The sequence below is a fragment of the Amycolatopsis cynarae genome, from assembly GCF_026802195.1.
GTDB classification, from domain to species: domain Bacteria; phylum Actinomycetota; class Actinomycetes; order Mycobacteriales; family Pseudonocardiaceae; genus Amycolatopsis_E; species Amycolatopsis_E rhizosphaerae.
This window is the reverse complement of sequence record NZ_CP113836.1, coordinates 517,159-542,514: the sequence shown is the minus strand read 5'-3', so window position 1 is coordinate 542,514 and position 25,356 is coordinate 517,159. Positions and strand designations below refer to the sequence as shown.

Genomic DNA, 25,356 nt, shown 5'->3' with positions numbered 1-25,356 from the left:
TTCATCCCACCCCGTTGGTGAGCGCCTGCAGGCGTCCGAGGTCGTCGGGATCGGTGGTGGCCATGAGCAGATCCACCCCGGAACCGTCCACAAGAGACACTCGAAGGCAGGGCTGCTCCCGCCGCCCGGCCCGCCGCCGGGCCACCGCGACCCCGGTGATCCGTTCACGCGGAAACTCCGTGTGCACCGAATACCGCGGCATGGCGATCGGCTCCCCCTCGATGTTTTCGCCGTACCTTTGCCGGTTGTCGGCCAGGATCCTGGCGGCTTCCTTGAGCCCCTTCCCGATCCCCCTGCCCAGTGAAAACGCCTTCTTCAGCACGGAATCGTCCGGCTCCCGCGGCTCTTCGGGCTGCTCGACCGGAGCGGGCCCGAGCACGGCGAACCGGTGCGTGGACAGCGCCCAGACCCACCTGATGCCGGTCTTCCCGCTCTCCCCCAGCTCCCCCGCGGCCTGGTGGGCCAGGCATCCCGGGGCAGGCCCGAAGAAGATCACCTCGGGCGGCGGAGGCTTGTCGGAGTCCCCGTCGGGGAATCCGAAAATCGCTCCGAGGGTGAGAAACGCGACGGAGCCGCCCACGGCGCCGGCCGCTCGCTCGAGAACACCCTTCTTCGGTTCACCGCGGGCGTCCAGCCCGTCCACGTCGAAGTAGAACGTGCGCAGACGGGTGGCCCACAGCAGCCGCTCGCCCGGTTCGTCCAGCAGGGGAAGGGCCACGGTGGCAGGACCAAGGGGATGGGAGAAGCTCATTCGAGCGTGAACCCTCGCTCTTCGGTGGCGCGGCGTTCCTCGTCGGACTCGGGGTCCTGCGACTTGTTGTAGCCGTACTTGACACCCTGCTCCACGGCAAGTCCGGGCGCGTTCTCCATGATCCCGTGGGTAATGGCCGTGGGCTTGTGCGTCGTACCGCTCATCCCGGCCATCCGCAGGGCCGCCTCACTGAGGTTGGTGGTGAGCGCGAAGGAACCATCGGCACCGTTGGCGAGGTCGCCGGGATCGAGCCCTTGTCCCCGCATCTGCTCCGCCAGCCGCTTGGCCGCACCGTCCGCGAACCGGTTCCCGGTCTTGGAGGCGCCGGTCACCGGGTCGGCCTTGGTGAGGATCTTGGCGAGCGGGTTCGAGTCGATCTTCCGAGCCAGCATCTTCTGCGCCATGTTGCCGTCGCGCAGGCCCTCCATCCGCTCGACGACCTGCTTGAGCCGTCCGGTCCGCAACTGGCGGAGAAGCTCCTCCAGCTTGTCGATCAGCGGTTTGAGCTTGCCGAGCAGACCCTTGACCTTCATGCCCAGCCGGGTGCCGGTGATGCCGACCTCCGCGGTCGTCGTCGCGCCCGCCGCCCCCACCGAGGCACCGGCGGTGATCCACGAGGCGGCCAGCGCGGCCAGCCACTCGATGATCAGGCCCATCACCAGTTCCTGGATGATGTCGATGCAGATCTCCACGAACGCGTCGAAGAGATCGGCCGCGATCTCGAGGATCTGCTGCACGCCCCGGATGTCGGCGGCCAGCGCGGCCGAACCCGCGGCGAACTCGGTCATCTGCTTGCGGAAGGCGTCCCCGCCCTGCCCCTGCCAGGCCTGGGTGGTGGCCTCGGCGCGCTTCGTCTCGTGCTCGCCCACGCCGTCCAGCCACTCGGCGACCTGCGACCAGCCCTTCGCGGTGCTGCGCATCTGCTCCGGGTCGCCGATCGCGGGCTCGAGGATCAGCTCGACCAGCGGGCTGATCACGATGCCGATGAGAAAGCCCAGCCCGTTGTCGAGGAAGGCCTGTCCCGGGCTGGTGATCAGCTGAAGCTGCTCCATCCGGGTGTTGATGGTGGCGATCGCGACGTCCGGCGGGCTGCTCGCGCGCGCCACGTCACCCGCGGTGCTCGCCCAGGAACTGCCGTAGCCCGCGTTCTGCTCGAAATCGCTCTTCCGCTGGGCGTCCCCGGCGTGGTTCAGCTCGTTCAGGCCGCCTGGCCCGCCGCCCGCGGCGTCGGCCAGGTCCTTGAACCTGCCCAGCGCGTCGGCGCTGGACTGCTCCATGTCCCCGTACAGTTTCGCCGCGGTGCTGGTCTTCTCGGCGATCTGCGTCAGGAACGACTGCGCCTGGGTGGCCAGGTTCCGGCATTCCTCCAGTCCCTCGAAGTACTTGAAGGCCAGCACCTCGCCGATGGGCCCGAAACAGTCGTCGCTGACCCGTGCCTGTTCCAGCAAGCCCGCGAGACTGCCGAAATGACCGGCGGCCTCTTGGGAGCCCTGGCTGTGCGCGACCAGCGCAGCGGTCTCGACGCGGTAACCCGTCATCGCCTCACCTCAGGATCGGTCCGCCGAAGTCGTTGTCTTCGACTTCGGGAGCGGCCTGCCGGTTCCGTCTTGTTGCCGCCGGTTTGGGCGGGTTGACCGGACCGGGCACACCGGCCTGCGGGGCGGACGGCGGCGCCGGAGGCGGCTCGGAGGGCTCCACGGCGGGAAGCCCGGCGTTGAAGGCCTGACGGAACTGCTCGGCGCGGTCGCCGAGCAGGGGCTGGACGGTCTCCTGCAGGGTCGCCGCCGCCTGCTGGGTGGCCTGGCGAATGACGCCCAGGATCTCCTGCTGGAGCTGCGTGTGCGAACGGCGCATCGCCGCGGGCGAGAGCTGGAGTCCGAGCACGGCGCCGGACGGGGCCACGGTGACGGAGACCGCGCCGTCCGGGCTGCGGCCGTGACCGCGCAGTTCGGCGATCTTCGCCTTGAGCTCCGAGGCCTTCGCGGCCTGCTGCTGAAAGCCCCGCATGACCTCGTCGAGCCGCGCCTCGTACCCCATCGAAGCTCCCCCCTCGGATCCTCTGGTCACCGGGGAAGAATATCGCACAAACACACCGAATCGGTCCAACACCCGATATCACCCCTGACGGCTCCCGGCCGTGACGTACACCGTCCACTGTGGACCGGCGCTCCGGGAGGCGGCGGCACCGGCCTGTCGGAGACCCGCCGAGGGCCCCGCCGGGCGCATACTGGTCGACGTGACCGCCCAGCCGCTTCCGCTGTTCCCGGCGCACCAGACGGACCCGGTCCGGTTCGCCGGCACCCAGCACGAGTTGTTCACCGGCATGAACCTGCGCATCGGCCGCTCGGACACGGTGCACGGGGTGGCCTGGCGTCCGTGGATCAACGAGCTCACCCTGCCCACCCCCAGCTGCCACCAGGGCTGGTCGGGCCTGGGCGCGGCGGGCGAACTCGTCGCCACCGCCGCGCCCGTCACCTGCCGCAAATGCCGCCGGATCCTCGGCCTCGACCCGGGCAGGCAGCAGATCCCCCTGTTCGACCTGCCCTAGAGGCTGTATCGAAGTGGTTTGCGTGGGGGTGCGGGTGGCGGAACCTCACGTGGTCCCTCGCTGTGGCGCCGGGGGTCAGCGTCCGACGTAGGCGGCGAGGTGCTCGCCGGTGAGGGTGGAGCGGGCCTCGACGAGCGCCTGCGGGGTTCCTTCGAAGACGATCCGGCCGCCGTCGTGCCCGGCGCCGGGACCGAGGTCGATGATCCAGTCGGCGTGCGCCATGACCGCCTGGTGGTGCTCGATGACGACGACCGACTTGCCGGCGTCGACGAGCCGGTCCAGCAGGCCGAGCAACTGCTCGACGTCGGCGAGGTGCAGACCGGTGGTCGGCTCGTCGAGAACGTAGACGCCGCCGTTGGCGGCCATCGTGGTGGCCAGCTTGAGCCGCTGCCGCTCACCGCCGGACAGCGTGGTGAGCGGCTGGCCGAGGCTGAGGTAGCCGAGCCCGACATCGGCAAGCCTGGCGAGGATGGCGTGCGCGGCCGGTGTGCGCGTCTCACCGGCACCGAAGAACTCCTCGGCTTCGGTCACCGGCATCGCGAGCACCTCGCTGATGTCCCGGCCGCCGAACTTGTATTCCAGCACCGAAGTCAGAAAGCGCTTCCCCTCGCACACCTCGCAGGTGGTGGCGACACCGGCCATCATCGCCAGGTCGGTGTAGATCACCCCGGCGCCGTTGCAGTTCGGGCAGGCGCCCTCGGAGTTGGCGCTGAACAGCGCCGGTTTCACGCCGTTGGCCTTCGCGAACGCCTTGCGGATCGGGTCGAGCGCGCCGGTGTAGGTCGCCGGGTTGCTCCGCCGCGAACCGCGGATCGGGGTCTGGTCCACCGACACCACTCCGTCGCGCCCGGACACCGAGCCGTGGATCAGGGAACTCTTGCCCGATCCCGCGACCCCGGTGACCGCGACCAGCACGCCGAGCGGGATGTCGACGTCGACGCCGCACAGGTTGTGCGTACTGGCACCGCGGACCTCCAGCATTCCCGAGGGTGTCCGCACCGACGGCTTCAGCCGGATGCGGTCGTCCAGGTGCCGGCCGGTGACGGTGCCGCTCGCTCGGAGCCCCTCGACGGTGCCCTCGAACACCACCTCGCCGCCCTCGGTGCCCGCGCCCGGCCCCAGGTCGACGACGTGGTCGGCGATCGCGATGGCCTCCGGCTTGTGCTCCACGACCAGCACGGTGTTGCCCTTGTCGCGCAACCGCAGCAGCAGGTCGTTCATGCGCTGGATGTCGTGCGGGTGCAGACCGATCGTCGGCTCGTCGAAGACGTAGGTGACGTCGGTCAGCGACGATCCGAGGTGGCGGATCATCTTGACCCGCTGCGATTCGCCGCCGGAGAGCGTGCCCGTCGGCCGGTCGAGCGAGAGGTAACCCAGGCCGATCTCGACGAACGAGTCGAGGGTGTGCCGCAGCGCCGTCAGCAGCGGCGCGACGGACGGTGCGGCCAACGCCGCCACCCACCGGGCGAGGTCGCTGATCTGCATCGCGCAGGCGTCGGCGATGCTGATCCCGTCGATCTTCGAGGATCGGGCCTGGGCCGACAGCCGGGTGCCGTCGCACTCCGGGCAGGTGGTGAAGGTGACCGCCCGCTCCACGAAGGCGCGGACATGCGGCTGCAGGGAGTCGACGTCCTTGGCCAGCATCGACTTCTGGATCCGCGGGATCAGGCCCTCGTAGGTCAGGTTGATGCCGTCGACCTTGATCTTGGTCGGCTCCTTGTACAGCAGGTCGTGCAGCTGCTTCTTGGTGAACCTGCGGATCGGCTTGTCGGGGTCGAAGAAGCCGCAGCCCTTGAAGATGCGCCCGTACCAGCCGTCCATGCTGTAGCCGGGGATCTTGAGCGCCCCTTCGGCGAGCGACTTGCTCTCGTCGTAGACCTCGGTCAGGTCGATGTCGTTGACCGAGCCCCGCCCCTCGCAACGCGGGCACATGCCGCCGGTGATGCTGAAGCTGCGCCGTTCCTTCACGGTCTTCCCGGCGCGTTCGAGGGTGACCGCGCCCGCCCCGCTGATCGAGGCGACGTTGAAGGAAAACGCCTGCGGCGAGCCGATGTGCGGCTGCCCCAGCCGGCTGAAGAGGATGCGCAGCATGGCGTTGGCGTCGGTGGCGGTGCCGACCGTGGACCGGGGGTCGGCACCCATCCGCTGCTGGTCGATGGTGATCGCGGTGGTCAGCCCCTCGAGCAGATCGACGTCGGGCCGCGACAGCGTCGGCATGAAGCCCTGCACGAAGGCGCTGTACGTCTCGTTGATCAACCGCTGCGACTCCGCGGCGATCGTGCCGAACACCAGTGAGCTCTTGCCCGAGCCGGAGACGCCGGTGAACACGGTCAACCTGCGCTTCGGGATCTCGAGGCTGACGTCGGCGAGGTTGTTCTCGCGCGCGCCGTGCACCCGGATCAGGTCGTGGCTGTCGGCGACGTGCGGCGCGGGCGACCGCCTGCTCATCCTGTCTCCCTTGGTTTTCCGGTCGTTCTTCGTTTTGAGTCTCCGAGCCGCACTTCGGGCGTCAGACCAGCCAGCGGCCGTCACGCATCAACTCGCGGCCGGACATCTCGTTCTCCTCGCGCCAAGCCTGGATCCGGCGCGGGGAGATGCGATACCAGCGGTACGGCGTGCTCAGCACACGCGGGTCGAAACCGGTGTGCGCGACGAACCGGTCGGCCCGCTCCTTCGGCAACGCGTCGAGTTCGATGGTCTCGACCTCCCCCTCGATCATGGACACGTCGCGGGTGTGGCCCAGCGCCAGCCGAACGGCACTGGTGGCGGCCAGGTTCCTGCCGGTCACGCTGTCCGCCGGTGTCGCCACCAGCAGCGCCTCGCCGTCCCAGTGAAAGCACAGCGGCACCAGGTGCGCCGCGCCGCCCGCCGAAGCACTGGCCACCCAGACGTCGATGTCGTGGGTGAGCCGGTGCTCGGTGTCAAGACGACGCCGGCCGCGGGAGCGGGGCTCGGCACCCGCCGGTAGCTCAGCGCTGCTCATTGATGCGGATCAGGTTGCCCGCCGGGTCACGGAAAGCGCAGTCCCGCCTGCCGTACGGCTGCTCGACGGGCTCCTGGACGACCTCGGCGCCGCCGTCCCTCAGCCGGTCGAAGGCGCCGTCGAGGTCCTTGGTGGACAGGTTGATCATGCCGTAGGTGCCCTTGGCCATCATCTCGGTGACGGTGCGGCGCTCGTCGTCGGTGAGGCCGGGGGTGGCGGCGGGCGGGAACAGCACGATGGACGTGCCGGGCTGGCCGGGAGGGCCGACCGTGATCCAGTGCATCCCGCCGTATTCGACCTGGTTGCGCACCTCGAAGCCGAGGGTGTCGCGGTAGAAGCGCAGGGCGGCTTGCGGATCGTCGTGAGGAAGGAACGTTTCGTGAATGCTGATCTCCATGCCGTTCACGCTAACTTCGGCCCGGCGACCGGCGCTTCTCGATTCCTGACCGGTCTGGTCACCTGCTTCGACACGCACGGCGGCATGCCCTCCGTCGCGCCCGCCGCCTGCCTCCGGTAGACGCTGGGCGGTACGCCGACCAGTTCGGTGAAACGGGTGCTGAACGTGCCCAGCGAGGAACAGCCGACCGCGAAACACACCTCGGTGACGCTGAGTTCACCGGCGCGCAGCAGCGCCATCGCACGCTCGATCCGCCGCGTCATCAGATAGCTGTACGGCGACTCGCCGTAGGCGAGCCGGAACTCGCGGCTGAGGTGCCCGGCCGACATGTTCGCGCCACGCGCGAGCGCTTCGACGTCCAGCGGCTGCGCGTACTCCCGGTCGATCCGGTCACGGACACGGCGCAACCGCGCGAGGTCACGCAACTGCGCGGTAGCGGGTTTACTGGCCACCGGAAAATCGTGCCATACCGGTACGGATCCGGCCGAGTGTCCGTACCGTGTGCGACGTGACCGAGATCGGCTGGGCCTCACCGCCCGATCGCCTGGTGCGCGGTTCGATGGGCCGCCGCGACCTCACGATCCTTCAACCTCCGTTCGGCGTGGACGCCCGGGGTCTTCCCGGCAACGACCCCGCGCGGGCGCGTGAGTTCGCCCGGTCCTTGCCCGGTCGACGAGGTGCTGGAGGAACTGGGCGCCCGGTCCGCGAGCGAGCTGCCGTACCCGGTCCAGCGGGCGGATCTCGACGTGGTCCTGGCCGGGGTGTGGGGGAACGTGCTGGGAATCAGCGACCCCGCGCTGGCCGACGACGGCAACGACACGCCGCTGCTGCTCGAGGCGGGCAGATTGCGGGAGCGGTACCCGGATGCGCGGATCGTCGGCCGGGTGGAGGTCGACTGCGGCGAGTCCCACACCGAAGACATCGTGTGGCTACCGGACGGCACCCTGTTCCACGCGTCCGGCTGGCCCGGTATGGACCCGTGGGAGCTGACCGGCGACCCGCACGCGGTGGCCGCCGCGCTCGGGATCACGGACCGGACACTGGATGACCTCGACATCGACCTGGACGCCGAGCCCGACGAGGTGGAGTGGGCCGACTTCGTGTCACTGGCCCTGGGCGAGGCCGACCCGTGGCCCTTGTCCCGGCCGCAGGTCAGCGCGTTCCGGGTCCGGCACACCCGGCCGTGCACCCGCCGCATGGAAAGACTGTTCCTCCCGGGCGATTGACCGCCCTTCACCGCCTTCACCGGTACAGGCCATCCCAGCCGGGGGGCCGGGTCAGCGGACCGCCTTCTCGGCCGAGATAGGCCAGGTAGCCGGCCTGAAGCCAGGCCTCGACGGTGCCCTGACGGAACTCCAGATCGGCGAAGGACACCGTGTCCTCCGCGTCTTTCCCCTGGCACCGGGCACGAAGCTCGAGCGCGGCGTCGTCCTCGGTCAGCCCGACGACCGTGACGGATGCGCCCTGCAGCGTGGCGGGAACCGGGAAGGAGACCTCCTCCTCCAGCACGGTACGGAACGCCGTCATTTCCTCCGCTTCGCCTTGGGCGTCGACCAGAATGACTTCGACGTCGTCGCGTAGTCGCCTCGCGTCCTCCAAGGACTCCAGTCGGCCGAGTCGCGCGTTGATGCCGGCCCGGTCGAAGGGGGTCCGGTCGGGCCCGTCTTCGACCGGCGCTTCGCCGCGACCCGTCACGCAAACCGGGTAGCTGGTGGCCGGATCCGGCTCGACCAGTCTCTCCAGTTCGATGTCGTGGTACGGGTTCCCTTCGATGCCGTAGACGTAGGAGATTGAGGTGCGGCCGCGGTCGAACACCTCCGCCAGCGTGGTCTCGTCCTCGTTGTACGGCATGTTGAAGAACGGGTTACCGTACTGGCGCGGGCCGACCTGGAACGAATGCAAACGATCATCGTTCCAGGCAAAGACGACCTGGATGATCGCATGCAGCTTGCCGAGCGTGGCCGATGCCGGCACGAGCACCCTTCGCCAGCACGCCGGTCGCATCCGCGACGGGGTGATCTTGAGCTGAAATACCCCGCCGGTCCCGGCAGGCGCACCGGATGCAGCGAGCAACTCCACGCCGCGGGAGTCGAGGATCTGCAGCCCCGAACGGCCAAGCGGACTGATCCGCCATTGGCCGCCCTCGCCGGTCACGGCGGCGAACGCGGCCAGCAACTCGAGAACCACCTCGGCTGGGTGCCGTTCGGAATCGCGATAGGTGCGATACAGGGTTCGACTCCCGTTGAGCATCGCCCAGTTGATCGCCGTCGGCAGTTCGGTGCCGACCGGCGTGGGATCAGTGGCCAGCACCGTCAGTGCCCGCCGTCCGATCTCCAGGGCCCCCGCTCCGTCCCCGCCATCGTCGAACGTGTCCGCGAGTGCTGCCGCCAACGCCCGCGCCCAGTTGTCGACCACCTCGTCGTCGGCAGCGGATCGCCACCCGGGCAGTGCCGGGCCGGGCACGGCCCGATCACGCCGAACCTCCAGCAGCCCGGCTGCCACCGCCGCCGTCCACGCACGATGAAGGCTCGGCACATCGGCCGCGGTACGCACCCGCTGCGGCACCGCGACGCCTAGGACGCGACCGGCCTCGGGAACATCAGGTGGACGCAGCACCTTCTTGGCCGTCAACTGCCGCCCCGTTCCGACCCATTCGGCCAGAGCCGAGGCGTGCCGCAATGCCTCGCACTCCCGAGCCTCCGCGGCAAGCGCACGGAAGGTCAATCGGTACTGGTAATCCGAATCCACGCGGAAAGCGTAGCCACGCGCGCTCGCGCGTGGCCCTGGAAGATCAAGGACGGTTGGGCGGCAAGCTTTTGTCCCTCAATACTTCCGTGCAGTGATCAAGGCGCCGCGGCCTGCCAGGCCGGGCTCCTGACAATCCCCGACCGGAAGAGTGGATCAGCAGCCTTGCCAACTGCGATCCTGCTGATACTCTTTGAGTCCATCGAGTCTCACTGGGGGTGGCCGTGGCGGAAACAACGCTGGAACGGCTGCTTCGCGCCGCGCGGGATTCCCCCGGCATCGATGCCACCGACGAGCGGATCCTCGACGGGGCGCTGTCCGCGGTCGCGGCCTACGGTCCGGCTCGCGCCACCATGGACGACATCGCGGAGGCGGCCGGGGTCGGCCGCGCCACCGTGTTCCGGCGGTTCGGTGCGAAGGAGGCCGTGCTGAGCCGGCTGCGGGAGCGGGAGGTGTCCCGTTTCCTCGCCGAGGCCGACCGCAGGCTCGACGCGATCCCGGACATGGCCGAGCGCGTGGTCGAGGCGTTCACGCTGTGCGTGCGGACCGCACGACGCCACCCCTGGCTGGAACGCCTGGTGCGCACCGAACCGCAGCATCTGGTCGAACTGCTGCGCCAGGGTGATCCGTCGCCGCTGACCCTGGCCCGCGAGTTCGTGGCGAGCCGCCTGCGCGAGGACCACCCCGGTGCGGTCGCCAGGCCCGGCGCCGATCAGCGGCTGGCCGAACTCCTGATCCGGCTGGCCTTCGCGTACGTGATGTTCCCCAGCGAACTCGTCGATTTCGACGACCGGCGGCGCCTGCGGGCGTTCGCCACGGAGATGATCCTGCCGGTGGTCACCGGCCGCATGACCTGACTTTCCGCGAATGCTGGGGGATCCGCCTTGACCGCCAGCGGGCAACGACGCCTGACGGAGGTAACACAGCAATGAGAATCCCGAGGATGCTGTCCACTTTGTTCACGCTGGGCGCGGCCACCGCCCTGGCGCTGAGTGCGGTCACCGCGACACCGGCCTCGGCCGGGGAGCGGGCCGAACTTCCGGTGGTCTATTCGTCGGCGGCGGCACTCGCCTACGCCGCGGCACATCCCGACACGCCGCCGCCCGGGGCCAACGACTGGTCCTGCAAGCCGAGTTCCGCGCATCCCCGCCCGGTGGTGCTGGTGCACGGAACGCTGGAGAACATGACCTTCAACTGGTTCGCGCTGTCGCCGCTGCTGGCCAACGCGGGCTACTGCGTCTTCGCCCTCAACTACGGCCAGGTGGAGGGCATCCACCTTGGCGTCCCCGGCGCATCGAAGACCGCCGGTGTCGGGCCGATCCAGAACTCCGCGGCGGAGCTGGGCGTCTTCGTGGACAAGGTGCTGGCCGCCACCGGAGCGTCCCAAGTGGACGTGATCGGCCATTCGCAGGGTGGCACCATGCCGCGCTACTACCTGAAGTACCTCGGCGGCGCGCCGAAGGTCGGCACGCTGATCGGCCTGTCGCCGGGCAACCACGGTTCCACCGCGCTGGGGCTGGCAAAACTGCCTGGCGTGCCGGAACTGCTGGGGCTGCTGCTCGGCACCGCGATCCAGCAGCAGGTCGTCGGTTCACCGTTCATCACCGACCTCAACGCGGGTGGCGAGACACAGCCGGGCGTGCACTACACGGTGATCCAGTCGCGGTGGGACGAGATCGCCACCCCCTACACCACGGCCTTCCTCAACGGGGCCGGTGTGGACAACATCCTCCTGCAGGACCACTGCCCGCTGGTCGGCGCCGACCACCTGAGCATCCCGTTCGACTCGATCGCCGCGCGCTGGGTGTTCAACGCGCTCGACCCGGCGCACGCGACCACCCCTCCCTGCTACCCGACGCTGCCCTTCAACGGCGCCTGACCTGGCCTTGCCGTAGGTGTCCACTGAGGACAGTGTGCATCGCTACCGGATCAACGCTCGGGCTGCCCGTCGTCTGCCCACTCGCTCGCGTGCTCGTGGACGGATTCGGGGCGGACGGCCGGTCAGGTCCAGCACCGCGGTGCTGCCCCGGAGGCGGCGGCCGCGATGTCCCGCGCGTCGATCCAGCCCAGCCTGCCGTCACCGGCGGCGGTGCGGATCTCGCCGTGCCGCCGGATCCGCTCGCCCAGCGGGCGCGGACTCAGGAAGTTCTGCATGAACCCGGACGCGCACAGCACGACCCACCCGGGCCGGGCCCGCACCTGCGTGCGCGGCCAGTTCCAGCGCGCTGGGGGCGTTCGGCAGCATGATGGCCGAGCCGAGGAGCACCACCCGGCGCACGCCGAGACGTTGCGCCTCGGCCAGGAGCCAGCAGCAGATCCAGCAACCGGCGGAACGTTCTCCAGTGTTCAACTCGTGCCACGCTGGTCTGTACATGTGAGACCGACTCACGGAAGGCTGGCGCCATGCGGAAACTGAGCTACGGCATGAACGTGACCCTGGATGGCTACATCGCCGCGGCCGGCGACGACATCGGCTGGAGCGTGCCGAGCGATGAGCTGTTCCAGTTTTGGACCGAGCAGGTGCGGGAGAGCGGCCTGTCGCTGTACGGGCGCAAGCTGTGGGAGACGATGAGCTCCTACTGGCCGACCGGTGACCAGCAGCCCAACGCCACCCCGGCGGAGATCGAGTTCGCGCGCCTGTGGCGGGACATGCCGAAGGTGGTGTTCTCCTCGACGATCGACAAGGTCGACTGGAACACTCGCCTGGTCACCGGCGACGCGGTCGCCGAGATCACCCGGCTCAGGGCCGAGGACGGCGGCCCGATGGACATCGGCGGCGCGACGCTAGCCGGGGCGGCCATGCGGGCCGGGCTGATCGACGAGTACGTGCTGGTCACCGTGCCGGTCCTGGTGGGCGGCGGCACGCCGTTCTTCACCGCGCTGGACAACTGGGTGAACCTGAACCCGGTGGAGACGCGGACGTTTCCCGGCGGCGTGCTGCTGACCAGGTATGAGACGAGGCGCTGAGCGCTCGTCCGGGAGTCACGGGCCACATGCTCGGTGAAAATGAAGCAAGCCGTGAGACTCTACAACTCCTGTAGGGTCTCAGCACGGATGACGTGTCGATCTTCGCTGGCCTCTTGGTGATTCCCCGGGTTCGGCGGGATTGCGGTGCCGCGCGTCGCCGGCTCGGTGCAAGATAGGGAGCGGCAAAGGCACGGATCGCGGGTGTCTGAGCGGCACGGCGGGGCCGCTCGACGCGCCGCATGGTTGTTACCAGGGAAGCGGTTCGGCGAAATTCGGTGGGCGGTTCTCGACTTGGGCGGTGAGCGCCTCCGCGAGATCGGTTCCGAAGAAGCTCATAGCCTCGAAGACGCTGGAGGCTTCGAAGGCGGGGGTCGCGGCTGAGGCGAGCAAGCCGGTCGCAAGCCCTGATCCCATGGCTTCGCCTTTGATGGCGGAGACGATCGGCTTGCCACAGTCCCCCTCCGCAGGACGAGCGGCGGTGTCCGCGTTTTCGACCGCGCTCGTGAACACACCGCGCACCCGGAAGCAGCAATAGACTGCGTATACCTGCTAACGTGCCAGTTGGTCGACCGCGCAGGGAGGGCAACGACACCGATGAGCGACCTCAAACTGTTCAGAATCGAGGCAGGCAAGGCTCTCGAACTGTCGGGCAGTTCGGTTGCCTTGGAACGTCAATTGCAGCGAACTATCGAGGTCAACATGGAAACGCTCTTCGGAGTGCGTTTCCTGGCTTCAGAGTACTCAACCGGCGCAAAGCACCGCGGTCGCATCGATTCGTTGGGCATAGATGAGACCGGCTCACCGGTGATCTTCGAGTACAAGCGGTCACGTGACGAGAACGTGATCAACGAGCGCAGGCACGCCTGCACACTGGCAGAGCGGCGGCATCGACGCTGTCAGCAGCCGACCCGGTGGCCGCATTCGACAGCGCCCCACTGATGATCCGCCGCAGCGCCGTGGGTGCTCTGTGCACGGTCGCGATCGCGCCTGCCGCTCGCGGCCGCAAAGCATTCGACCCCGAGTCCGTCACAATCGAATGGAAAGCTGGCGGAGCATAGGGCCGACACGCTAGCCCTTGACGCGCCCCAGGAACTCTTCGATGTCCTTCTCGAGGTCTTCGTCCTGCGCATCAGGATCGTCAAGTTCGCGCAGAGCCTCGATGATCCGTTTGATTCTCACCAGTTCGCTGGGGTGCCTGCGCCAATATGACTCAGGAAGTCGAACGACGCTCACCAGGACATCACCCGGGTAGAAGTCACCTTCCAGCAACGGGTTTCGCTCCAGCCGGGCGAGCGCGCGTGGGGCCAAGATGTCGACACCTACCTGCTGTCCCAGCATGATGCGCAAATCCTCGGCGGTGAGCAACCCGATCGGCTTGCGCCGCACTTCGTGGATCGTCCGGATCAGGTAGGTCGAATCGACGGGAGGGTCCCCCCAATCATCATCTTCGATCTGTTCTACCGAGAGATCTTCTCGGACTTCCTGCTCCGCCAACGCCTGCCTCCCCTTCACCATGGCAATCTTAACCGGTGCTCCGGCCGGTCAGCCACGCGGAACGAATTGTTCACTGTAGTCCAGCAGACGGCTGGCCTCGGATAATTCGGCCTCCAGGGCCGGGCGGTTCTCCGGTGCAAGGCGTGAGTCACTGAGCTGTTGCTTGAGCCGATTGATCTGCTTGACGAGGCCCCGTTGCGCGTTCTGGACTTCGTCAATGTGATCGTAGGGGACCCCACTGCTCTTCTCCTTGACCACCTCGCCGTTGAGCTCCCGCCGGGCACCCTCGAGGTCCTTGTCGGTGAGGTGTTCCTTCAGCCGGTCGGTCTTGGTGGGCGTACTCGGCTCGTGGCGGGGCTTGACCACCTCGACCCGATCGTCGCCGCCGGCGTGCGCAGCGAGATCGCCGATGGCAGCGGCCATCATGCCCGTGCCCTCCACAGCACCGACCGCGGACACACTCATGGCCGGTACACCGATGACGGCGCCTTCCCCGGTCGCCGTGAGCGCAGCGCCACCCGCCATGCCCGCGCTACTCACCACAGTGAGCCCGAGCCCACCAAGTGCGCTAACCACGTCTCCTGGGTGCTGGAGGAGCACGTTTCCGAACGACGCCACGTCGTTGACGATGTGCGTGCCGACGTCGGAGAGGAAGTCGCCGACATCCTCGAGCCAACTCGACTTTTGCGGCGCTGCGGCGGCGTAGTCGCGGAGAAAACCCGCGATCGAGTCCCCAGCCTCATTCAGCTGAGACCGGGCTCGGTTCAAGATGTCCTTGGCGGCCTGACGGCTCGATTCCCCGGGATCGCTGAACGGCGGCGCTGGCTGGTTGTTCGCGCTGGCCTGCGCGACCGCAATGTCGTGCGCCGCTCGTGCTTGCTGGCTCGCGGCCTGCCCCTGGTTCCACAGGTCGACGGCCTCAATCGCTTGGCTTTGTGCCCACCGCAGGGTGTCCGCGTATCGGGCAAGTACCTCGGCGGCCCCGGAAAGCGCATCGGCCGCGTCGAACCATTTGCCCGGCTCGTAGCTGAACTTGTCCTGGAAGGCGTGCGCCGCCGGGCCTTCCCAAGCTCCCGTGTCAATGGCCAGCAGACCCTCGCCAGCCTGGTTCGCGCGATCACCGCGGGCCCGCAGCACGCGCACGTTCTCGTCGATCGCCTCCGGTTGGCCCAGAACCAACTGTCGCGAATCTTGGGTCTCGCCCAGTTCAGCCACCATCCACGGCCCCCATACCGGGGTCTTTCGGCAGTGACCGGGCCGCGTTGTCGTCGACCGCCCGATATGCCTGCGACACCTTCGACAGGGCATCGCCGATCGTGCTCGCGTCGCTGGTCAAGATGTCGAGACCGTCGCTCCACCGGACGCACAGGTCCATCAGAGCATCGTGAATTTTGTCGTGGCCGTACAACTCGGGATCGCCACACAACCCGCGCAGCTCGAAGTTGCGCTGGTCCTCCACGCTGTCATGAATCCCGCGCGCGGCCTCGTCCACCTTGTCGACATCGACATGAAAGCCTGGACCGTCCAGTACCATTCGCTCCCCCTCAGCTACGGACAGTGCTTGCCATTCTGTCGAGCGAGCCGAGCGCGGGCAACCTGTTCAGGAGATCGGGTGTGCCCTCAACGCCGGAGGTGCCACGACGAAGGCGGCCCAGCCGCGAGTACGGGTAGGCCGTCCGCTCGATCCCTCGCCCAGGGCCGCACAGGTCCGTTCAGCTAAGCCATCTCCCGGCCCGGCTCGCCGACTTCCTGATCGGGCTTCCACATCACGTATGTGCCTTTCGACTTGATCGTCTGAACCAGCCCTCGGTCTCGCGGCAACTGTGTGGCGTGCCGCGCTGTTCCCAGCGACACGCTGTACTCCTGCGCCAGGTACCGCGCCGAAGGGAGGGTCTCGGAATCGCAGCTTGCCGGACTTGATCCGGTTCTCAATGTGGTCGGCCACCTTCTAATCCGCAATGCGATGCGGTTCATTTCCTACGGTAACCGGAAGAAGGTCGCGGCCGGGATGCGCGCGATCTACACCGCCCCCACTCTCGAGGCCGCCGAGATCGCGCTCACAACGTTCGACAAGGATTTCGGCACCCAATACCCCGCCGCGGTCGAGGTATGGCGCCACGCTTGGAACGAGTTCACCCCATTCCTCGATTATCCCGCCGAGTTGCGGCGGGTGGTGTATACTACGAATCTGATCGAGAACATCAACTTCCAGTTGCGGAAGCTCACGAAGAACCGTGGGCATTTCGATAGCGACGGCGCGGCGATGAAGTTGTTGCATCTCGGTTTGCGGAACATCACGAGTCATCGGGGTGGGCCGTCGGGAACCGGGACATGGGGATGGAAACAGGCGTTGAACACGCTGGTTGCTCTCTTCCCAGGCCGGATACCACTACAGTAAAATAAGGATCAATTCCATCCGTGGCTTACACGGAAAACATGACAGAGCCTAGAAGCACAGCCATCTCGTCGTCCTGCTCGGTCGACGTCATCGGCGATCACCGCCAGCCTCGCCAGCCCTGGGGCGGCTCATCGCCAGCAGCGCGAAACCGCACACCACCATCAAGCCATCGAGCACCAGCGGCCCCACCGCGGCCGCCGGCGGTCCGTAGTGCCACGCCAGCAAGAGGCCACGCAGGTGTCCGTAGGAGATCACGGCCGAACCCATCGCGACCGCCCCGGCACCGCCGAAGCGAGCCAGACTCCACAGGAAGCCCTTGGGCCAGGCAGTTCGAGACAGCGCCTCGACAGCCAGCATCAGCCCTACCGGCCATACGGCCGCCCCGATCTGCGGAGCAAGCCCCGGCGACCAACCCGGCGGTTCGTCAGTTGCGGGCAGCCACGCGTGCAACACGTTCGCCGCGATCGACATCACCGAGCCGAACACAAACCCGGCCCACGCAACCAATCGGCCGCCAGTAGGAGCTAGCTTTGGCGTGCGCTCGCCAGGCATGGCGATCTCATCGACGACTGGCGAAACAGCATCGCCAGCTGTGGCTAAAGCTGTCGCGGTTTGCCCGCTGGGGTCGGGATGGGTTTCCACGTCGACGCTGGGTTCTCTGACCGATCGTTCGCCAGCATGGCGATCCTGATTCGCCGCGGACACACCAGCGCGCCCGTTCTCGGCCGCCATCTCGGTAAGGACCGTGCGGACCGCGTGATCGGTTGCACCCGTCAGCTTCACCAGCGTCGGCCGTCCTGGCGCGGGTTGGCCAGCCTGGCGAGCTGCCTCCTGAGCCTGACGCACCTTAGCCATGAGCTGTCTGTTGGCGACGGTCACCGAGCACCTCCCGCAGGGTGGCAGCGCGGGCAGAGGACGGATTGATCACGGTCACCATCCAGCCACACGAGACGCGCGGAAACCGGATCGCCAGGCCGGGCATCGCACTGACCGCATGGCGGCGGTAGCGGCGAGCGTGTCTCGGGCGCGCGCTCGCGCGTGGGACGGTTCCCTGGACGGTTAAGGATGGTTTGGGGGCAAGCTTTGCTCCTCGTGGTGTCGTTATTTGCCCCTCGTCGCGGCAGTGTTTGCCCCTCGTCCTGCTTGACGGGCGGCAGGCTGTGCCCCTCGTCGGCCAAGTTGTCCACAGGAACCTCGGAACGCTCCACAGCGAGGTCGTAGCCGTTCGGCCGCCGGTCGGCCCGCTTCACATAAGCAGCCACGATTCCCGGGTCGGAGGGCCGAATCAGGCCGAGGTCTTCCAGGCCGCGTAAGGCATAGCGGACCGACCGCTCGGACAGCCGCATTGCGCCAGCCTGCTCAGGGACGGGAAGGCGTTCCGCCCAGCCGGGTCAGCGTGGTTGGCGAGTCCAACCAGCACGATTGCCAGGCTGGAAGCATCGCGCCGGTCGCGAGGGATCGGAGCAATGTTGAGCGCCCAGTGGATTGCTTCGACGCTCACCAGGCCACCGCCTCGGACAGAGCGTACAGCTCCTCGGCCTCGGCATCCCTGATCCCGATCGCGCCGGTCCGGCGGCGCAAGTCGACTTGGCCCGCGATCCAGCCATGGAAGCCGTCACGGGCTTCGGTTTCAGTGAGGCCAAGAGCGATCGCTACCTGTGCCCAGCTGTCAACAGCACCGATTCGCAGCAGTTCAGCGACCACGCACCAGCGGCCGGAAATGACCTCCTGGACAATTCGCGCGCCGTAGGCGAGCTCGGCAAACAGATCCTCGGCATCGGGCTGCTCCGAGCCAGCGTGCCTGGCGAGCAGTGCGCGGGTCCGGACCTTGGACCACGACGCCACCAAGACAGTGATCGGTTGATCAGGAACACCGTGGGCACTCCACGTCCACGTGGGGCGGAAATGGCCGGGGCTGGCAGACAGTTCGTTCACGGCGGGGCTCCATCCCGTCGGAGGCCCCGGTTGGCGGGTTCAGCGCTGGCCGGGGCCGACTTGAAGTCGGACCCGCGTGGCCAGGTGCGCTACGTGCAGGAAGCCTCGCGGGCTTCCGACACGGTCACGCCTTCTTGGTCAAGCTACACGTTGAACCGGAACTCGACCACGTCGCCGTCGGCCATGACGTAGTCCTTGCCCTCCATGCGGACCTTGCCCGCGGCGCGGGCGGCGGCCATGGAACCGGCGGCCGTCAGATCCTCGAAGGAGACCACTTCGGCCTTGATGAACCCGCGCTCGAAGTCGCTGTGGATGACGCCGGCGGCCTGCGGGGCGGTGGCGCCCTTCGGGATGGTCCAGGCACGGGCCTCCTTCGGGCCCGCGGTGAGGTAGGTCTGCAGGCCGAGGGTGTGGAAACCGGCGCGTGCCAGTGCGTGCAGGCCCGGTTCGCTCTGGCCGACCGACTCCAGCAGTTCGCGTACCGACTCCTCGTCGTCGAGTTCGAGCAGTTCGGCCTCGATCTTGGCGTCGAGGAACACCGCGTCCGCGGGGGCGACCAGTTTGGTCAGCTCCTCACGCTTCGCCTCGTCGGTCAGCACGCCTTCGTCGGCGTTGAACACGTACAGGAACGGCTTCGTGGTGAGCAGGCTCAGCTCGCGCAGCAGCGAGGTGTCCAGTTCCTTCTGGGCGGAGAACAGCGTGCGTCCGCTGTCGAGGATCTCCTTGGCCTGCTGCGCCGCCTCCAGCGCGGGCCGGTTCTCCTTCTTGGTGCGGGCTTCCTTCTCCAACCGGGGCAGCGCCTTGTCCAGGGTCTGCAGGTCGGCGAGGATCAGCTCGGTGTTGATCGTCTCGATGTCGGAGGACGGATCGACACGGCCGTCGACGTGCACCACGTCGGGGTCGTCGAACACGCGGATGACCTGGCAGATGGCGTTGGCCTCGCGGATGTTCGCGAGGAACTTGTTGCCCAGCCCGGCCCCTTCGGAAGCGCCCTTCACGATGCCCGCGATGTCCACAAAGGACACCACGGCGGGCACGGTGCGTTCCGAGCCGAACACCTCGGCGAGCTTGTCCAGCCGTTCGTCGGGCAGCGGCACCACACCGACGTTGGGCTCGATGGTCGCGAACGGGTAGTTCGCGGCAAGCACGTCGTTGCGGGTCAGCGCGTTGAACAGGGTGGACTTGCCGACGTTGGGCAGCCCGACGATGCCGAGGGTGAGACTCACGGAAAAACAGTCTACGGCCGCACCCCGCGCACCCGGTCGGGCGCCTCCACACCCCCGTGTCGGATTTCCGCCAGTCGTGGCCGCGACCTGCTGGCAGGATCGGCTCCATGACCGCCACCACCGCACCGGCAGGCCCCGCCCGGCCCGCGCTCTGGCGCGACGCCGAGCGATGCTACCGAGCCGTCGCTTCCCGCGACGCGCGCTTCGACGGGCAGTTCATCGTGGCCGTGAAGACGACCGGCATCTACTGCCGCCCGTCCTGCCCGGCGGTCACCCCGAAGGCTTCGAACGTGCGCTTCTACCCCACCTCGGCCGCCGCACAGGCAGGCGGCTTCCGCGCCTGCCGCCGCTGCCTGCCCGACGCCGTGCCCGGCTCGCCCGAGTGGAATCTCCGGGCCGATCTGACCGCCCGCGCCATGCGCCTGATCTCCGACGGCGTCGTCGAGCGCGAGGGCGTGCCGGGGCTGGCGCGCCGCCTCGGGTACTCGGAACGGCAGCTCGGGCGCGTGCTCACCAGCGAGCTCGGCGCCGGCCCGCTCGCACTGGCCCGCGCCCACCGCGCCCACTCCGCGCGGCTGCTCATCGAGCTGTCCGAGCTGCCGTTGACCGACGTCGCGTTCGCCGCCGGCTTCTCCAGCGTCCGCCAGTTCAACGACACCATCCGCGAGGTGTTCGCCCGCACCCCATCCCAGCTGCGGGCCTCCGCCGCGGCCGCCAGGGCGAAGGCCGAGACGGCCGCGGACAGCGGCCCCGCCACCGGAATTCGCCTGAGCCTGCGGCTGCCGTATCGTCCCCCGTTCGACGCCGATGGCCTCTTCGGCTTCCTGGCCGCCCGAGCCGTGCCCGGCGCCGAGTGGGCGGAGGACGGCCGCTACGGGCGCACGCTCCGGTTGCCCCACGGCCCCGCCACCATCGAACTGACCCCGCTGGCCGGGTATGTCCGCTGCGAACTCCAGCTCGCCGACGTCCGGGACCTCGGCAGCGCCGTCGCCCGCACCCGCCGCCTGCTCGACCTCGACGCCGATCCGGAGGCCGTGCGGCGCGTACTCGGAGCCGATGCCGCACTGGGCCCGCTCGTCGCCGCCACGCCCGGCGTGCGCGTCCCCGGCGCAGTCGACGGCCCGGAGCTGCTGGTGCGGGCCATGCTCGGCCAGCAGATTTCGGTGGCCGCCGCGCGCACCGCCGCCGGGCATCTCGTGGCAGCCCTCGGCGAACCGCTCCCCTGGCGGGACGCGGCCTTGTTCCCCACCGCGGAGGCGATCGCCGAACGCGGCCACGAGGTGCTGCGCGGACCGCGGAGGCGGATCGACGCGATCCTTTCGGCGGCCGCCGCACTGGCCTCGGGCGAGGTGGAACTGCACGTCGGCCGCGAAGCCGACGAGCTGCGCTCGGAGCTGCTCGCCCTGCCCGGGGTGGGCCCGTGGACCGCCGACTACGTGCTCATGCGCGTCCTGGGCGCCCCCGACGTGCTGCTCGGCGACGACCTGGTGCTCCGCAAGGGCGCGACCGCGCTCGGCATCACCGCGCTCGCCGGGCAGGCCCAGTCCTGGCGTCCTTGGCGCTCCTACGCTGGCATGTACCTCTGGCGAGCCGCCGCGAGCCACCCCGGCGCGGCTTCCTGACTCACACCCGGACCTCCAGGGTCGAGCCGGTCCGCGCCTTGCGCACGCGCAGCCGGGTGGGGATGCGCTGGCGCAACTCTTCGACGTGGGAGACCAGGCCCACCACGCGGCCGCCCGCGCGGAGCTCGTCGAGCGTGTCCATCACCACGTCCAGCGTCTCCGCGTCCAGCGTGCCGAAGCCCTCGTCGACGAACAGCGTGTCCAGCAGGGCCCCGCCGGTCTCCGCCGCCACCACGTCGGCCAGCCCGAGCGCGAGGGAGAGCGAAGCGAGGAACGACTCGCCACCGGACAGCGTCTTCGCCGGCCTGACCGTGCCCGAATAGTCGTCGAGCACGTCCAGGCCCAGGCCGCCGCGGGTGCCCCGCGCGCCGGCGGCGTCGGAGTGGACGAACGAGTACCGGCCCTGGCTCATCACGCGCAGCCTCGCGGTGGCGGCCACCGCGACCTCTTCGAGCCGGGCCGCGAGCACGTAGGAACGCAGCGACATCTTCCGCGCGTTCTGTCCCCGCCCGTTGACGACGTCGGTCAGCGCATCGAGTTCGGCGAACTCCTCCTCCCGTGGCCGGAGAGCCGCACCTGCCTCGGCCAGTCGCTCGGTCAGCGACCGCAGTTCCCCCGCCCGGCGGGTGAGGTTGCGCAGGGTCGCGACGGCCGATTCCGCCCGTTCCTGCGCCAGCCGCGCCGCGGCCTCCGCCGACTCCACGTCGACCCGGTCGTCCGGGCCGATTCCCGCGAGTTCCTCCTCGGCGAGCACGGCCCGGGCCGCGGCCTCCGCCGTGGCCGCCTCGTCCAGGCTCTGTTCCAGGCGTGTCACCGCTTCTTCGGGACGGGCCGCGGCCCGCATCTCCTCCACACTCGCGAAACCGGCGCGTTCGAGCGCGGCCGCGAGCTCCGCCTCCCGCTGGGCGTGTTGTCCGGCCGCGGCCTCCAGTGCGACCCGCGCCTCCGCCAGATCGTCCAGCGCGCGGACGAGCCCGAGCAGGTGCTCGCGGTGGGCACCGACGTCCGCGTGCTCACCCCGCGCCTCGTCCAGCCGCTGTGCCCGTTCGGCGACCTTCTTGGCGAGGGCACCGTGCTCCGCCTCGGCGGCGGCCGCGGCCTGCTCGGCGGCACGCAGCTCGTCGGTCAGCGCGTCGACCTCCGCGCCCGCCGACTCCACCTCCGCGGCCAGCTTCGGTTTCCGTGCGGCGAGTCCGGACAAGCTCGCCAGCTCCGTCCGGAGCGCGGCGAGTTCCGCGTCGAGTTCCTCGCCAGTCCGGCCCCGCAAACGTTCGCGCAGCGCGGCCAGCGCGGTCTCGGCCTCGTGTCTGGCGGTCTCCGCGGCCTTGCGGGCACGCTCCGCCCTGCCCTCGGCCTCCTCCGCGGCGGTCTCCTGGGCCCGGTCGACCGAGCCCGCGGACGGGCGTGCGGGCGCCGGGTGGTCGGCGGAACCGCAGACCGGGCACGCCCGGCCGTCGGCCAGTTCGGCCGCCAGTTCGGCCGCCATCCCGTTCAGCCGCTGTTCCCGCAGGTCCAGGCGGTGCTGCCGGGCGTCGGCGTGGCGCTGATCGGCGATCGCGAGCCGTTCACGCGCCGTCGTCACCGCCCGTTCGGCGGCGGGCAGGCCCTCCGCGTCCCGTACCGCCGCCGCGAGCTCGGCCTCCCGCTCGCGCAGACCGTCCAGGCGCGCTGCCGCGGTGGTGGCCTCGTCCAAGCGGGCCCGCAGCTCCCTGATCCGGTCCGGGATCCCGTTCAGCTTGTCGCCCAGCACCTGCGCCCGGGAGCGCGCCTCGCCGCCCGTCTCGGCCAGCCGCGTCAGAGCCCGCTGGTCACGCCGCTGCTGCTCGGCCTCTTCCACCAGAGTGGCGAGCACACCGGCTTGTTCGCGCAGTTCCCCCGCCCGCAGCCGCAACTTGGGAACGCCGAGCCCGGTTTCCGGGAGTCCGACAGCGGTCAGCTCCCGTACCCGTGCCTGCTCGGCCTTCCGCGCCTGGTGGAGGATGGTCGCGCTGCGTTCGGTGTGTGCCGCCGCACTGGCGACCGTCGCCGCCCTTCGGGCCGCGGCCACTTCTTCGCGCTGCCGGACGCGCTCGTCTCGGTGCGCCTCCAGCGTTTCGAGCCGCCCTCGCGCGTTTCGTACCCGCCTGACCCGCTCCGCCAGGGTCTGCCGCCCGGTCAGCAGCCGCCGGGCCTCCTCCAGCTCGGCCTTCGCCGCCTCCTTCCCGGCTTCCGCCTCGACCACCGCCAGCACCGCACGCTCACCGACGCCCGCCACCCAGGCGTCCTGATCCTCCTCGGGCGCCTCCTCACCGGCCACCTGCGCGAAGCGGGCCAACAGCTCCCGAAGTTCCTGCCGGTGCCGCTCGAGCTCCCGGCGGCGGTCCATGCGCAGATCGCGGAACCAGCGCTCGACCTCGGCGAACCGCCGCGTGCCGAACAGCCGCTCCAGCAGCTTCTCCCGTTCGTCGGTGTCGGCGCGCAGGAAACGGGCGAACTCACCCTGCGGCAGCAGCACGACCTGGAAGAACTGCTCCGCGTTCATCCCCAGCAGGCCCTGCACCGTGCGGCCCACCTCGTCGATCCGGACCAGCCCTTCCGGCGGCTCACCCGCCGGTGCGCCGCCGAGCCAGGTGAGCGAGGCCCTGGCCTGCTGGAGGGTGGTTCCTTCCCCGCGCAGCTTCGGCCGCCGGTACTCCGGGCTGCGCACCAGCCGCATCCGCTGGCCCTGCACGGTGAGTTCCAGCGAGACCTCGGTGGGCTCGGCGGGATCGGCGAAATCGCACCGCAACCGCTTCACCTCGCCGCGCGCCCCCGGGACCACGCCGAACAGCGCGAACGCGACGGCGTCGAGCAGTGTGGTCTTCCCGGCACCGGTGTCGCCGTGCAGCAGGAACAAACCGTCCGAGCCCAGCGCGTCGAAGTCGACGACCTCACGCCCGCGGTACGGGCCGAACGCGGCCACTTCCAGCCGATGCAGCCTCACGACTCACTCCTGCCCGCGATCTCCAGCGCGGTGCGCAACAAGGCGTCCTCCCGTTCGTTCGGCGGCTCGCCGCGGCAGTCGCCGAGGAAGTTCCGGGCGATCTCGCCGTCCGACCTGCCCCGCACCGCCTCCGCGTAGTGCAGCGCCGCGGTGGCCCTGCCGTCCTCCGGCTGCCAGTCCAGGTGCACCGCGTGCGGGAAGCGTTCCTTGAGCCGGCGCATGGCTTCGAGCGGGCGCACCGGGTCGGTGAGCGTGACCGAGAGATAGCAGTCGACGAGGCCCGCGTGTTCTTCGGCGGCGAGCAGGTCGTCGAGGCGGCCGGACAGCGTGGCCAGGCGGCGCGGGACGGGCAGTTCGTGCTGCCTCACCTCGGCGAGCCCGTTCGCGTCGAGATCCACCAGCCACACCGATTTCCGTTGCGCCGCTTCGGAAAACGAGTACGCCAGCGGGCTTCCCGAATACCGCAGGTGCGGCTCGATCGTCTGCGGCCCGTGCAGGTGCCCCAGCGCGACGTAGTCGATTCCGGCGAAGATCTCGCCGCCGACCTGTTCGACCCCGCCGACCGCGATCGTGCGCTCCGAACCGGTGCCCTGCCCGCCCGTGACGAACGCGTGCGCCAGGACCACCGAACGCGTCCCCGGCCCGCGGTGAGCCAGGTCCTCACGCACGCGGCGCATGGCCTCGCCGAGGACCCCGTTGTGTCCCTTGGCTTCCGGCACGCCGAGCGCGTGCCGGGCGGGCTCCGGTTCGAGATAGGGGATGCCGTAGACGGCGACCGGTCCGTGCGCGTCCTCGAACAGCACGGGTTCGCCGATGCGGCCGACGGAGGTGCGCAGGTGGAGCCCGCCCGCGGCGGCGAACTCGGCGAAGGCGCCGAGTCGGGGCGCCGAATCGTGGTTTCCCGAGGTGATCACCAGTCGAGCGCCCGCCTCGCGCAGCCGCCGCAAGGCGCGGGTCGCGGTCTGCACGGCCTCCGCCGAGGGCACCGCCCGGTCGTAGACGTCCCCGGCCACCAGCACGACGTCCACCGCCTCGCCGGCGACCAGGTCGGCGAGGTGTGCGAGCACGGCGTCCTGCTCGGCGAGCAGGTCCGTGCCGTGGAAGGTGCGTCCGACGTGCCAGTCGGAGGTGTGCAGGAATCTCACGGCGCTCAAGGTAGAGGGGCCCGGCGACAGATCCGCGCAGACCCGCCGCGGGCACGGACGGGCGCCGGTGCCCCGTTTTCCCATCCCGACCTGCGGACCGTCCTTCACCGGGCATGGACGAGGCCCACCCAAGGCTTCACTCGAACGTGTGTTCGACCTGTGGGTGCTCCCGATTTTGTCGGT

Annotated in this window: 26 protein-coding genes and 2 pseudogenes; 9 read left to right on the top strand and 19 right to left on the bottom strand. The window is 69.3% G+C overall.

What is annotated here, in order from left to right:
• Position 1: 1 nt before the first annotated feature.
• From ORV05_RS02615 to ORV05_RS02605, 3 genes are read right to left on the bottom strand one after another with little or no spacing between them, the layout of a single operon-like run.
• Positions 2-751, bottom strand: a complete 750-nt coding sequence (locus ORV05_RS02615) for a hypothetical protein (protein ID WP_268756857.1) — start codon at positions 749-751, stop codon at positions 2-4.
• Entirely contained in the window at positions 748-2,289 is a 1,542-nt protein-coding gene (locus ORV05_RS02610; protein ID WP_268756856.1) for a WXG100 family type VII secretion target, read from the bottom strand. The genes ORV05_RS02615 and ORV05_RS02610 overlap by 4 nt, the downstream gene beginning before the upstream one ends.
• Before the next feature lie 4 nt (positions 2,290-2,293).
• Positions 2,294-2,818 carry a YbaB/EbfC family nucleoid-associated protein gene (locus ORV05_RS02605; protein WP_268756855.1) on the bottom strand — a complete coding sequence of 175 codons (525 nt, stop codon included), beginning with the start codon at positions 2,816-2,818 and terminating at the stop codon, positions 2,294-2,296.
• A gap of 169 nt (positions 2,819-2,987) precedes the next feature.
• Here ORV05_RS02605 and ORV05_RS02600 point away from each other — a divergent pair, with 169 nt between their 5' ends.
• Positions 2,988-3,299: a hypothetical protein gene (locus tag ORV05_RS02600; RefSeq protein ID WP_268756854.1), complete on the top strand. Its 312-nt coding sequence runs from the start codon at positions 2,988-2,990 to the stop codon at positions 3,297-3,299.
• 75 nt (positions 3,300-3,374) lie between these two features.
• Here the strand turns inward: ORV05_RS02600 and ORV05_RS02595 are convergent, their stop codons facing one another.
• The 4 genes from ORV05_RS02595 to ORV05_RS02580 all read right to left on the bottom strand — a co-directional run bounded on the left by ORV05_RS02595 (position 3,375) and on the right by ORV05_RS02580 (position 7,131).
• Complete coding sequence (locus ORV05_RS02595; RefSeq protein WP_268756853.1) at positions 3,375-5,747, bottom strand: excinuclease ABC subunit UvrA; 2,373 nt, start codon at positions 5,745-5,747, stop codon at positions 3,375-3,377.
• A 61-nt stretch (positions 5,748-5,808) separates the two neighbouring features.
• Positions 5,809-6,282 carry a pyridoxamine 5'-phosphate oxidase family protein gene (locus tag ORV05_RS02590; protein WP_268756852.1) on the bottom strand — a complete coding sequence of 158 codons (474 nt, stop codon included), beginning with the start codon at positions 6,280-6,282 and terminating at the stop codon, positions 5,809-5,811.
• Positions 6,269-6,679, bottom strand: coding sequence for a VOC family protein (locus ORV05_RS02585; RefSeq protein ID WP_268756851.1), 411 nt, complete (start codon positions 6,677-6,679; stop codon positions 6,269-6,271). Before ORV05_RS02585 ends, ORV05_RS02590 begins: the two co-directional genes overlap by 14 nt.
• 5 nt (positions 6,680-6,684) lie before the next feature.
• The gene (locus tag ORV05_RS02580; RefSeq protein WP_268756850.1) at positions 6,685-7,131 is read right to left on the bottom strand and encodes a helix-turn-helix transcriptional regulator; all 447 of its coding nucleotides are present in this window, start codon (positions 7,129-7,131) and stop codon (positions 6,685-6,687) included.
• 107 nt (positions 7,132-7,238) lie between these two features.
• On the opposite strand from ORV05_RS02580, the pseudogene ORV05_RS36410 reads away from it, so the two are divergent.
• Both ORV05_RS36410 and ORV05_RS02575 read left to right on the top strand, forming a co-directional pair.
• Positions 7,239-7,286 (top strand): annotated as a pseudogene (locus tag ORV05_RS36410) (hypothetical protein); the annotation flags it as partial.
• A 37-nt stretch (positions 7,287-7,323) separates the two neighbouring features.
• On the top strand, positions 7,324-7,905 hold the full coding sequence (locus tag ORV05_RS02575; RefSeq protein ID WP_268756849.1) for a DUF6333 family protein: 582 nt from the start codon (positions 7,324-7,326) through the stop codon (positions 7,903-7,905).
• Between the two features lie 16 nt (positions 7,906-7,921).
• On the opposite strand, the gene ORV05_RS02570 is transcribed toward ORV05_RS02575, so the two are convergent.
• Entirely contained in the window at positions 7,922-9,427 is a 1,506-nt protein-coding gene (locus ORV05_RS02570; protein WP_268756848.1) for a plasmid pRiA4b ORF-3 family protein, read from the bottom strand.
• Positions 9,428-9,648: 221 nt separating this feature from the next.
• On the opposite strand from ORV05_RS02570, the gene ORV05_RS02565 reads away from it, so the two are divergent.
• Both ORV05_RS02565 and ORV05_RS02560 read left to right on the top strand, forming a co-directional pair.
• Entirely contained in the window at positions 9,649-10,281 is a 633-nt protein-coding gene (locus ORV05_RS02565) for a TetR/AcrR family transcriptional regulator (protein ID WP_268756847.1), read from the top strand.
• Positions 10,282-10,367: 86 nt separating this feature from the next.
• Positions 10,368-11,303: an esterase/lipase family protein gene (locus ORV05_RS02560; RefSeq protein ID WP_268756846.1), complete on the top strand. Its 936-nt coding sequence runs from the start codon at positions 10,368-10,370 to the stop codon at positions 11,301-11,303.
• 122 nt (positions 11,304-11,425) lie between these two features.
• Here ORV05_RS02560 and ORV05_RS02555 read toward each other — a convergent pair whose 3' ends face one another.
• Positions 11,426-11,578: a hypothetical protein gene (locus tag ORV05_RS02555; protein ID WP_268756845.1), complete on the bottom strand. Its 153-nt coding sequence runs from the start codon at positions 11,576-11,578 to the stop codon at positions 11,426-11,428.
• Between the two features lie 249 nt (positions 11,579-11,827).
• Here ORV05_RS02555 and ORV05_RS02550 point away from each other — a divergent pair, with 249 nt between their 5' ends.
• Positions 11,828-12,391 carry a dihydrofolate reductase family protein gene (locus ORV05_RS02550; RefSeq protein ID WP_268756844.1) on the top strand — a complete coding sequence of 188 codons (564 nt, stop codon included), beginning with the start codon at positions 11,828-11,830 and terminating at the stop codon, positions 12,389-12,391.
• A gap of 246 nt (positions 12,392-12,637) precedes the next feature.
• On the opposite strand, the gene ORV05_RS02545 is transcribed toward ORV05_RS02550, so the two are convergent.
• Positions 12,638-12,901 (bottom strand): hypothetical protein, encoded by a 264-nt coding sequence (locus ORV05_RS02545; RefSeq protein ID WP_268756843.1) that lies wholly within the window; start codon positions 12,899-12,901, stop codon positions 12,638-12,640.
• 84 nt (positions 12,902-12,985) lie between these two features.
• On the opposite strand from ORV05_RS02545, the gene ORV05_RS02540 reads away from it, so the two are divergent.
• Positions 12,986-13,330, top strand: coding sequence for a PDDEXK family nuclease (locus ORV05_RS02540; protein WP_268756842.1), 345 nt, complete (start codon positions 12,986-12,988; stop codon positions 13,328-13,330).
• Positions 13,331-13,459: 129 nt separating this feature from the next.
• Here the strand turns inward: ORV05_RS02540 and ORV05_RS02535 are convergent, their stop codons facing one another.
• The 4 genes from ORV05_RS02535 to ORV05_RS02520 all read right to left on the bottom strand — a co-directional run bounded on the left by ORV05_RS02535 (position 13,460) and on the right by ORV05_RS02520 (position 15,859).
• Positions 13,460-13,885, bottom strand: a complete 426-nt coding sequence (locus tag ORV05_RS02535; RefSeq protein WP_268756841.1) for a contact-dependent growth inhibition system immunity protein — start codon at positions 13,883-13,885, stop codon at positions 13,460-13,462.
• 48 nt (positions 13,886-13,933) lie between these two features.
• Positions 13,934-15,103 (bottom strand): putative T7SS-secreted protein, encoded by a 1,170-nt coding sequence (locus tag ORV05_RS02530; RefSeq protein ID WP_268756840.1) that lies wholly within the window; start codon positions 15,101-15,103, stop codon positions 13,934-13,936.
• Entirely contained in the window at positions 15,093-15,419 is a 327-nt protein-coding gene (locus ORV05_RS02525; RefSeq protein ID WP_268756839.1) for a hypothetical protein, read from the bottom strand. The genes ORV05_RS02530 and ORV05_RS02525 overlap by 11 nt, the downstream gene beginning before the upstream one ends.
• Positions 15,420-15,601: 182 nt before the next feature.
• On the bottom strand, positions 15,602-15,859 hold the full coding sequence (locus ORV05_RS02520) for a GntR family transcriptional regulator (protein ID WP_407652672.1): 258 nt from the start codon (positions 15,857-15,859) through the stop codon (positions 15,602-15,604).
• Between ORV05_RS02520 and ORV05_RS02515 the strand changes: the two are divergent.
• Positions 15,834-16,283 (top strand): annotated as a pseudogene (locus ORV05_RS02515) (transposase); the annotation flags it as partial. The gene ORV05_RS02520 and the pseudogene ORV05_RS02515 overlap by 26 nt on opposite strands.
• An 87-nt stretch (positions 16,284-16,370) precedes the next feature.
• Here ORV05_RS02515 and ORV05_RS02510 read toward each other — a convergent pair.
• The 3 genes from ORV05_RS02510 to ychF form a co-directional block, all read right to left on the bottom strand.
• Positions 16,371-17,162 (bottom strand): DUF2637 domain-containing protein, encoded by a 792-nt coding sequence (locus tag ORV05_RS02510; RefSeq protein ID WP_268756838.1) that lies wholly within the window; start codon positions 17,160-17,162, stop codon positions 16,371-16,373.
• Positions 17,163-17,780: 618 nt separating this feature from the next.
• Positions 17,781-18,218: a hypothetical protein gene (locus ORV05_RS02505; RefSeq protein ID WP_268756837.1), complete on the bottom strand. Its 438-nt coding sequence runs from the start codon at positions 18,216-18,218 to the stop codon at positions 17,781-17,783.
• A gap of 143 nt (positions 18,219-18,361) precedes the next feature.
• Positions 18,362-19,444, bottom strand: a complete 1,083-nt coding sequence (gene ychF, locus ORV05_RS02500; RefSeq protein ID WP_268756836.1) for a redox-regulated ATPase YchF — start codon at positions 19,442-19,444, stop codon at positions 18,362-18,364.
• Positions 19,445-19,551: 107 nt separating this feature from the next.
• Here ychF and ORV05_RS02495 point away from each other — a divergent pair, with 107 nt between their 5' ends.
• A complete protein-coding gene (locus ORV05_RS02495; protein ID WP_268756835.1) occupies positions 19,552-21,066 on the top strand; it encodes an AlkA N-terminal domain-containing protein in 1,515 nt (504 codons plus the stop codon).
• Position 21,067: 1 nt separating this feature from the next.
• Here the strand turns inward: ORV05_RS02495 and ORV05_RS02490 are convergent, their stop codons facing one another.
• Both ORV05_RS02490 and ORV05_RS02485 read right to left on the bottom strand, forming a co-directional pair.
• On the bottom strand, positions 21,068-24,028 hold the full coding sequence (locus ORV05_RS02490; protein WP_268756834.1) for an AAA family ATPase: 2,961 nt from the start codon (positions 24,026-24,028) through the stop codon (positions 21,068-21,070).
• On the bottom strand, positions 24,025-25,173 hold the full coding sequence (locus ORV05_RS02485) for an exonuclease SbcCD subunit D (protein ID WP_268756833.1): 1,149 nt from the start codon (positions 25,171-25,173) through the stop codon (positions 24,025-24,027). Before ORV05_RS02485 ends, ORV05_RS02490 begins: the two co-directional genes overlap by 4 nt.
• Between the last annotated feature and the right edge of the window lie 183 nt (positions 25,174-25,356).

Excerpts from the sequence above, each read along its gene's own strand:
- ORV05_RS02615 (WP_268756857.1), bottom strand. The coding sequence starts at position 751 with ATGAGCTTCTCCCATCCCCTTGGTCCTGCCACCGTGGCCCTTCCCCTG.
- ORV05_RS02610 (WP_268756856.1), bottom strand. The coding sequence starts at position 2,289 with ATGACGGGTTACCGCGTCGAGACCGCTGCGCTGGTCGCGCACAGCCAG.
- ORV05_RS02595 (WP_268756853.1), bottom strand. The coding sequence starts at position 5,747 with ATGAGCAGGCGGTCGCCCGCGCCGCACGTCGCCGACAGCCACGACCTG.
- ORV05_RS02590 (WP_268756852.1), bottom strand. The coding sequence starts at position 6,282 with ATGAGCAGCGCTGAGCTACCGGCGGGTGCCGAGCCCCGCTCCCGCGGC.
- ORV05_RS02585 (WP_268756851.1), bottom strand. The coding sequence starts at position 6,679 with ATGGAGATCAGCATTCACGAAACGTTCCTTCCTCACGACGATCCGCAA.
- ORV05_RS02560 (WP_268756846.1), top strand. The coding sequence starts at position 10,368 with ATGCTGTCCACTTTGTTCACGCTGGGCGCGGCCACCGCCCTGGCGCTG.
- ORV05_RS02555 (WP_268756845.1), bottom strand. The coding sequence starts at position 11,578 with ATGCAGAACTTCCTGAGTCCGCGCCCGCTGGGCGAGCGGATCCGGCGG.
- ORV05_RS02550 (WP_268756844.1), top strand. The coding sequence starts at position 11,828 with ATGCGGAAACTGAGCTACGGCATGAACGTGACCCTGGATGGCTACATC.
- ORV05_RS02540 (WP_268756842.1), top strand. The coding sequence starts at position 12,986 with ATGAGCGACCTCAAACTGTTCAGAATCGAGGCAGGCAAGGCTCTCGAA.
- ORV05_RS02530 (WP_268756840.1), bottom strand. The coding sequence starts at position 15,103 with ATGGTGGCTGAACTGGGCGAGACCCAAGATTCGCGACAGTTGGTTCTG.
- ORV05_RS02525 (WP_268756839.1), bottom strand. The coding sequence starts at position 15,419 with ATGGTACTGGACGGTCCAGGCTTTCATGTCGATGTCGACAAGGTGGAC.
- ORV05_RS02520 (WP_407652672.1), bottom strand. The coding sequence starts at position 15,859 with ATGAACCGCATCGCATTGCGGATTAGAAGGTGGCCGACCACATTGAGA.
- ORV05_RS02495 (WP_268756835.1), top strand. The coding sequence starts at position 19,552 with ATGACCGCCACCACCGCACCGGCAGGCCCCGCCCGGCCCGCGCTCTGG.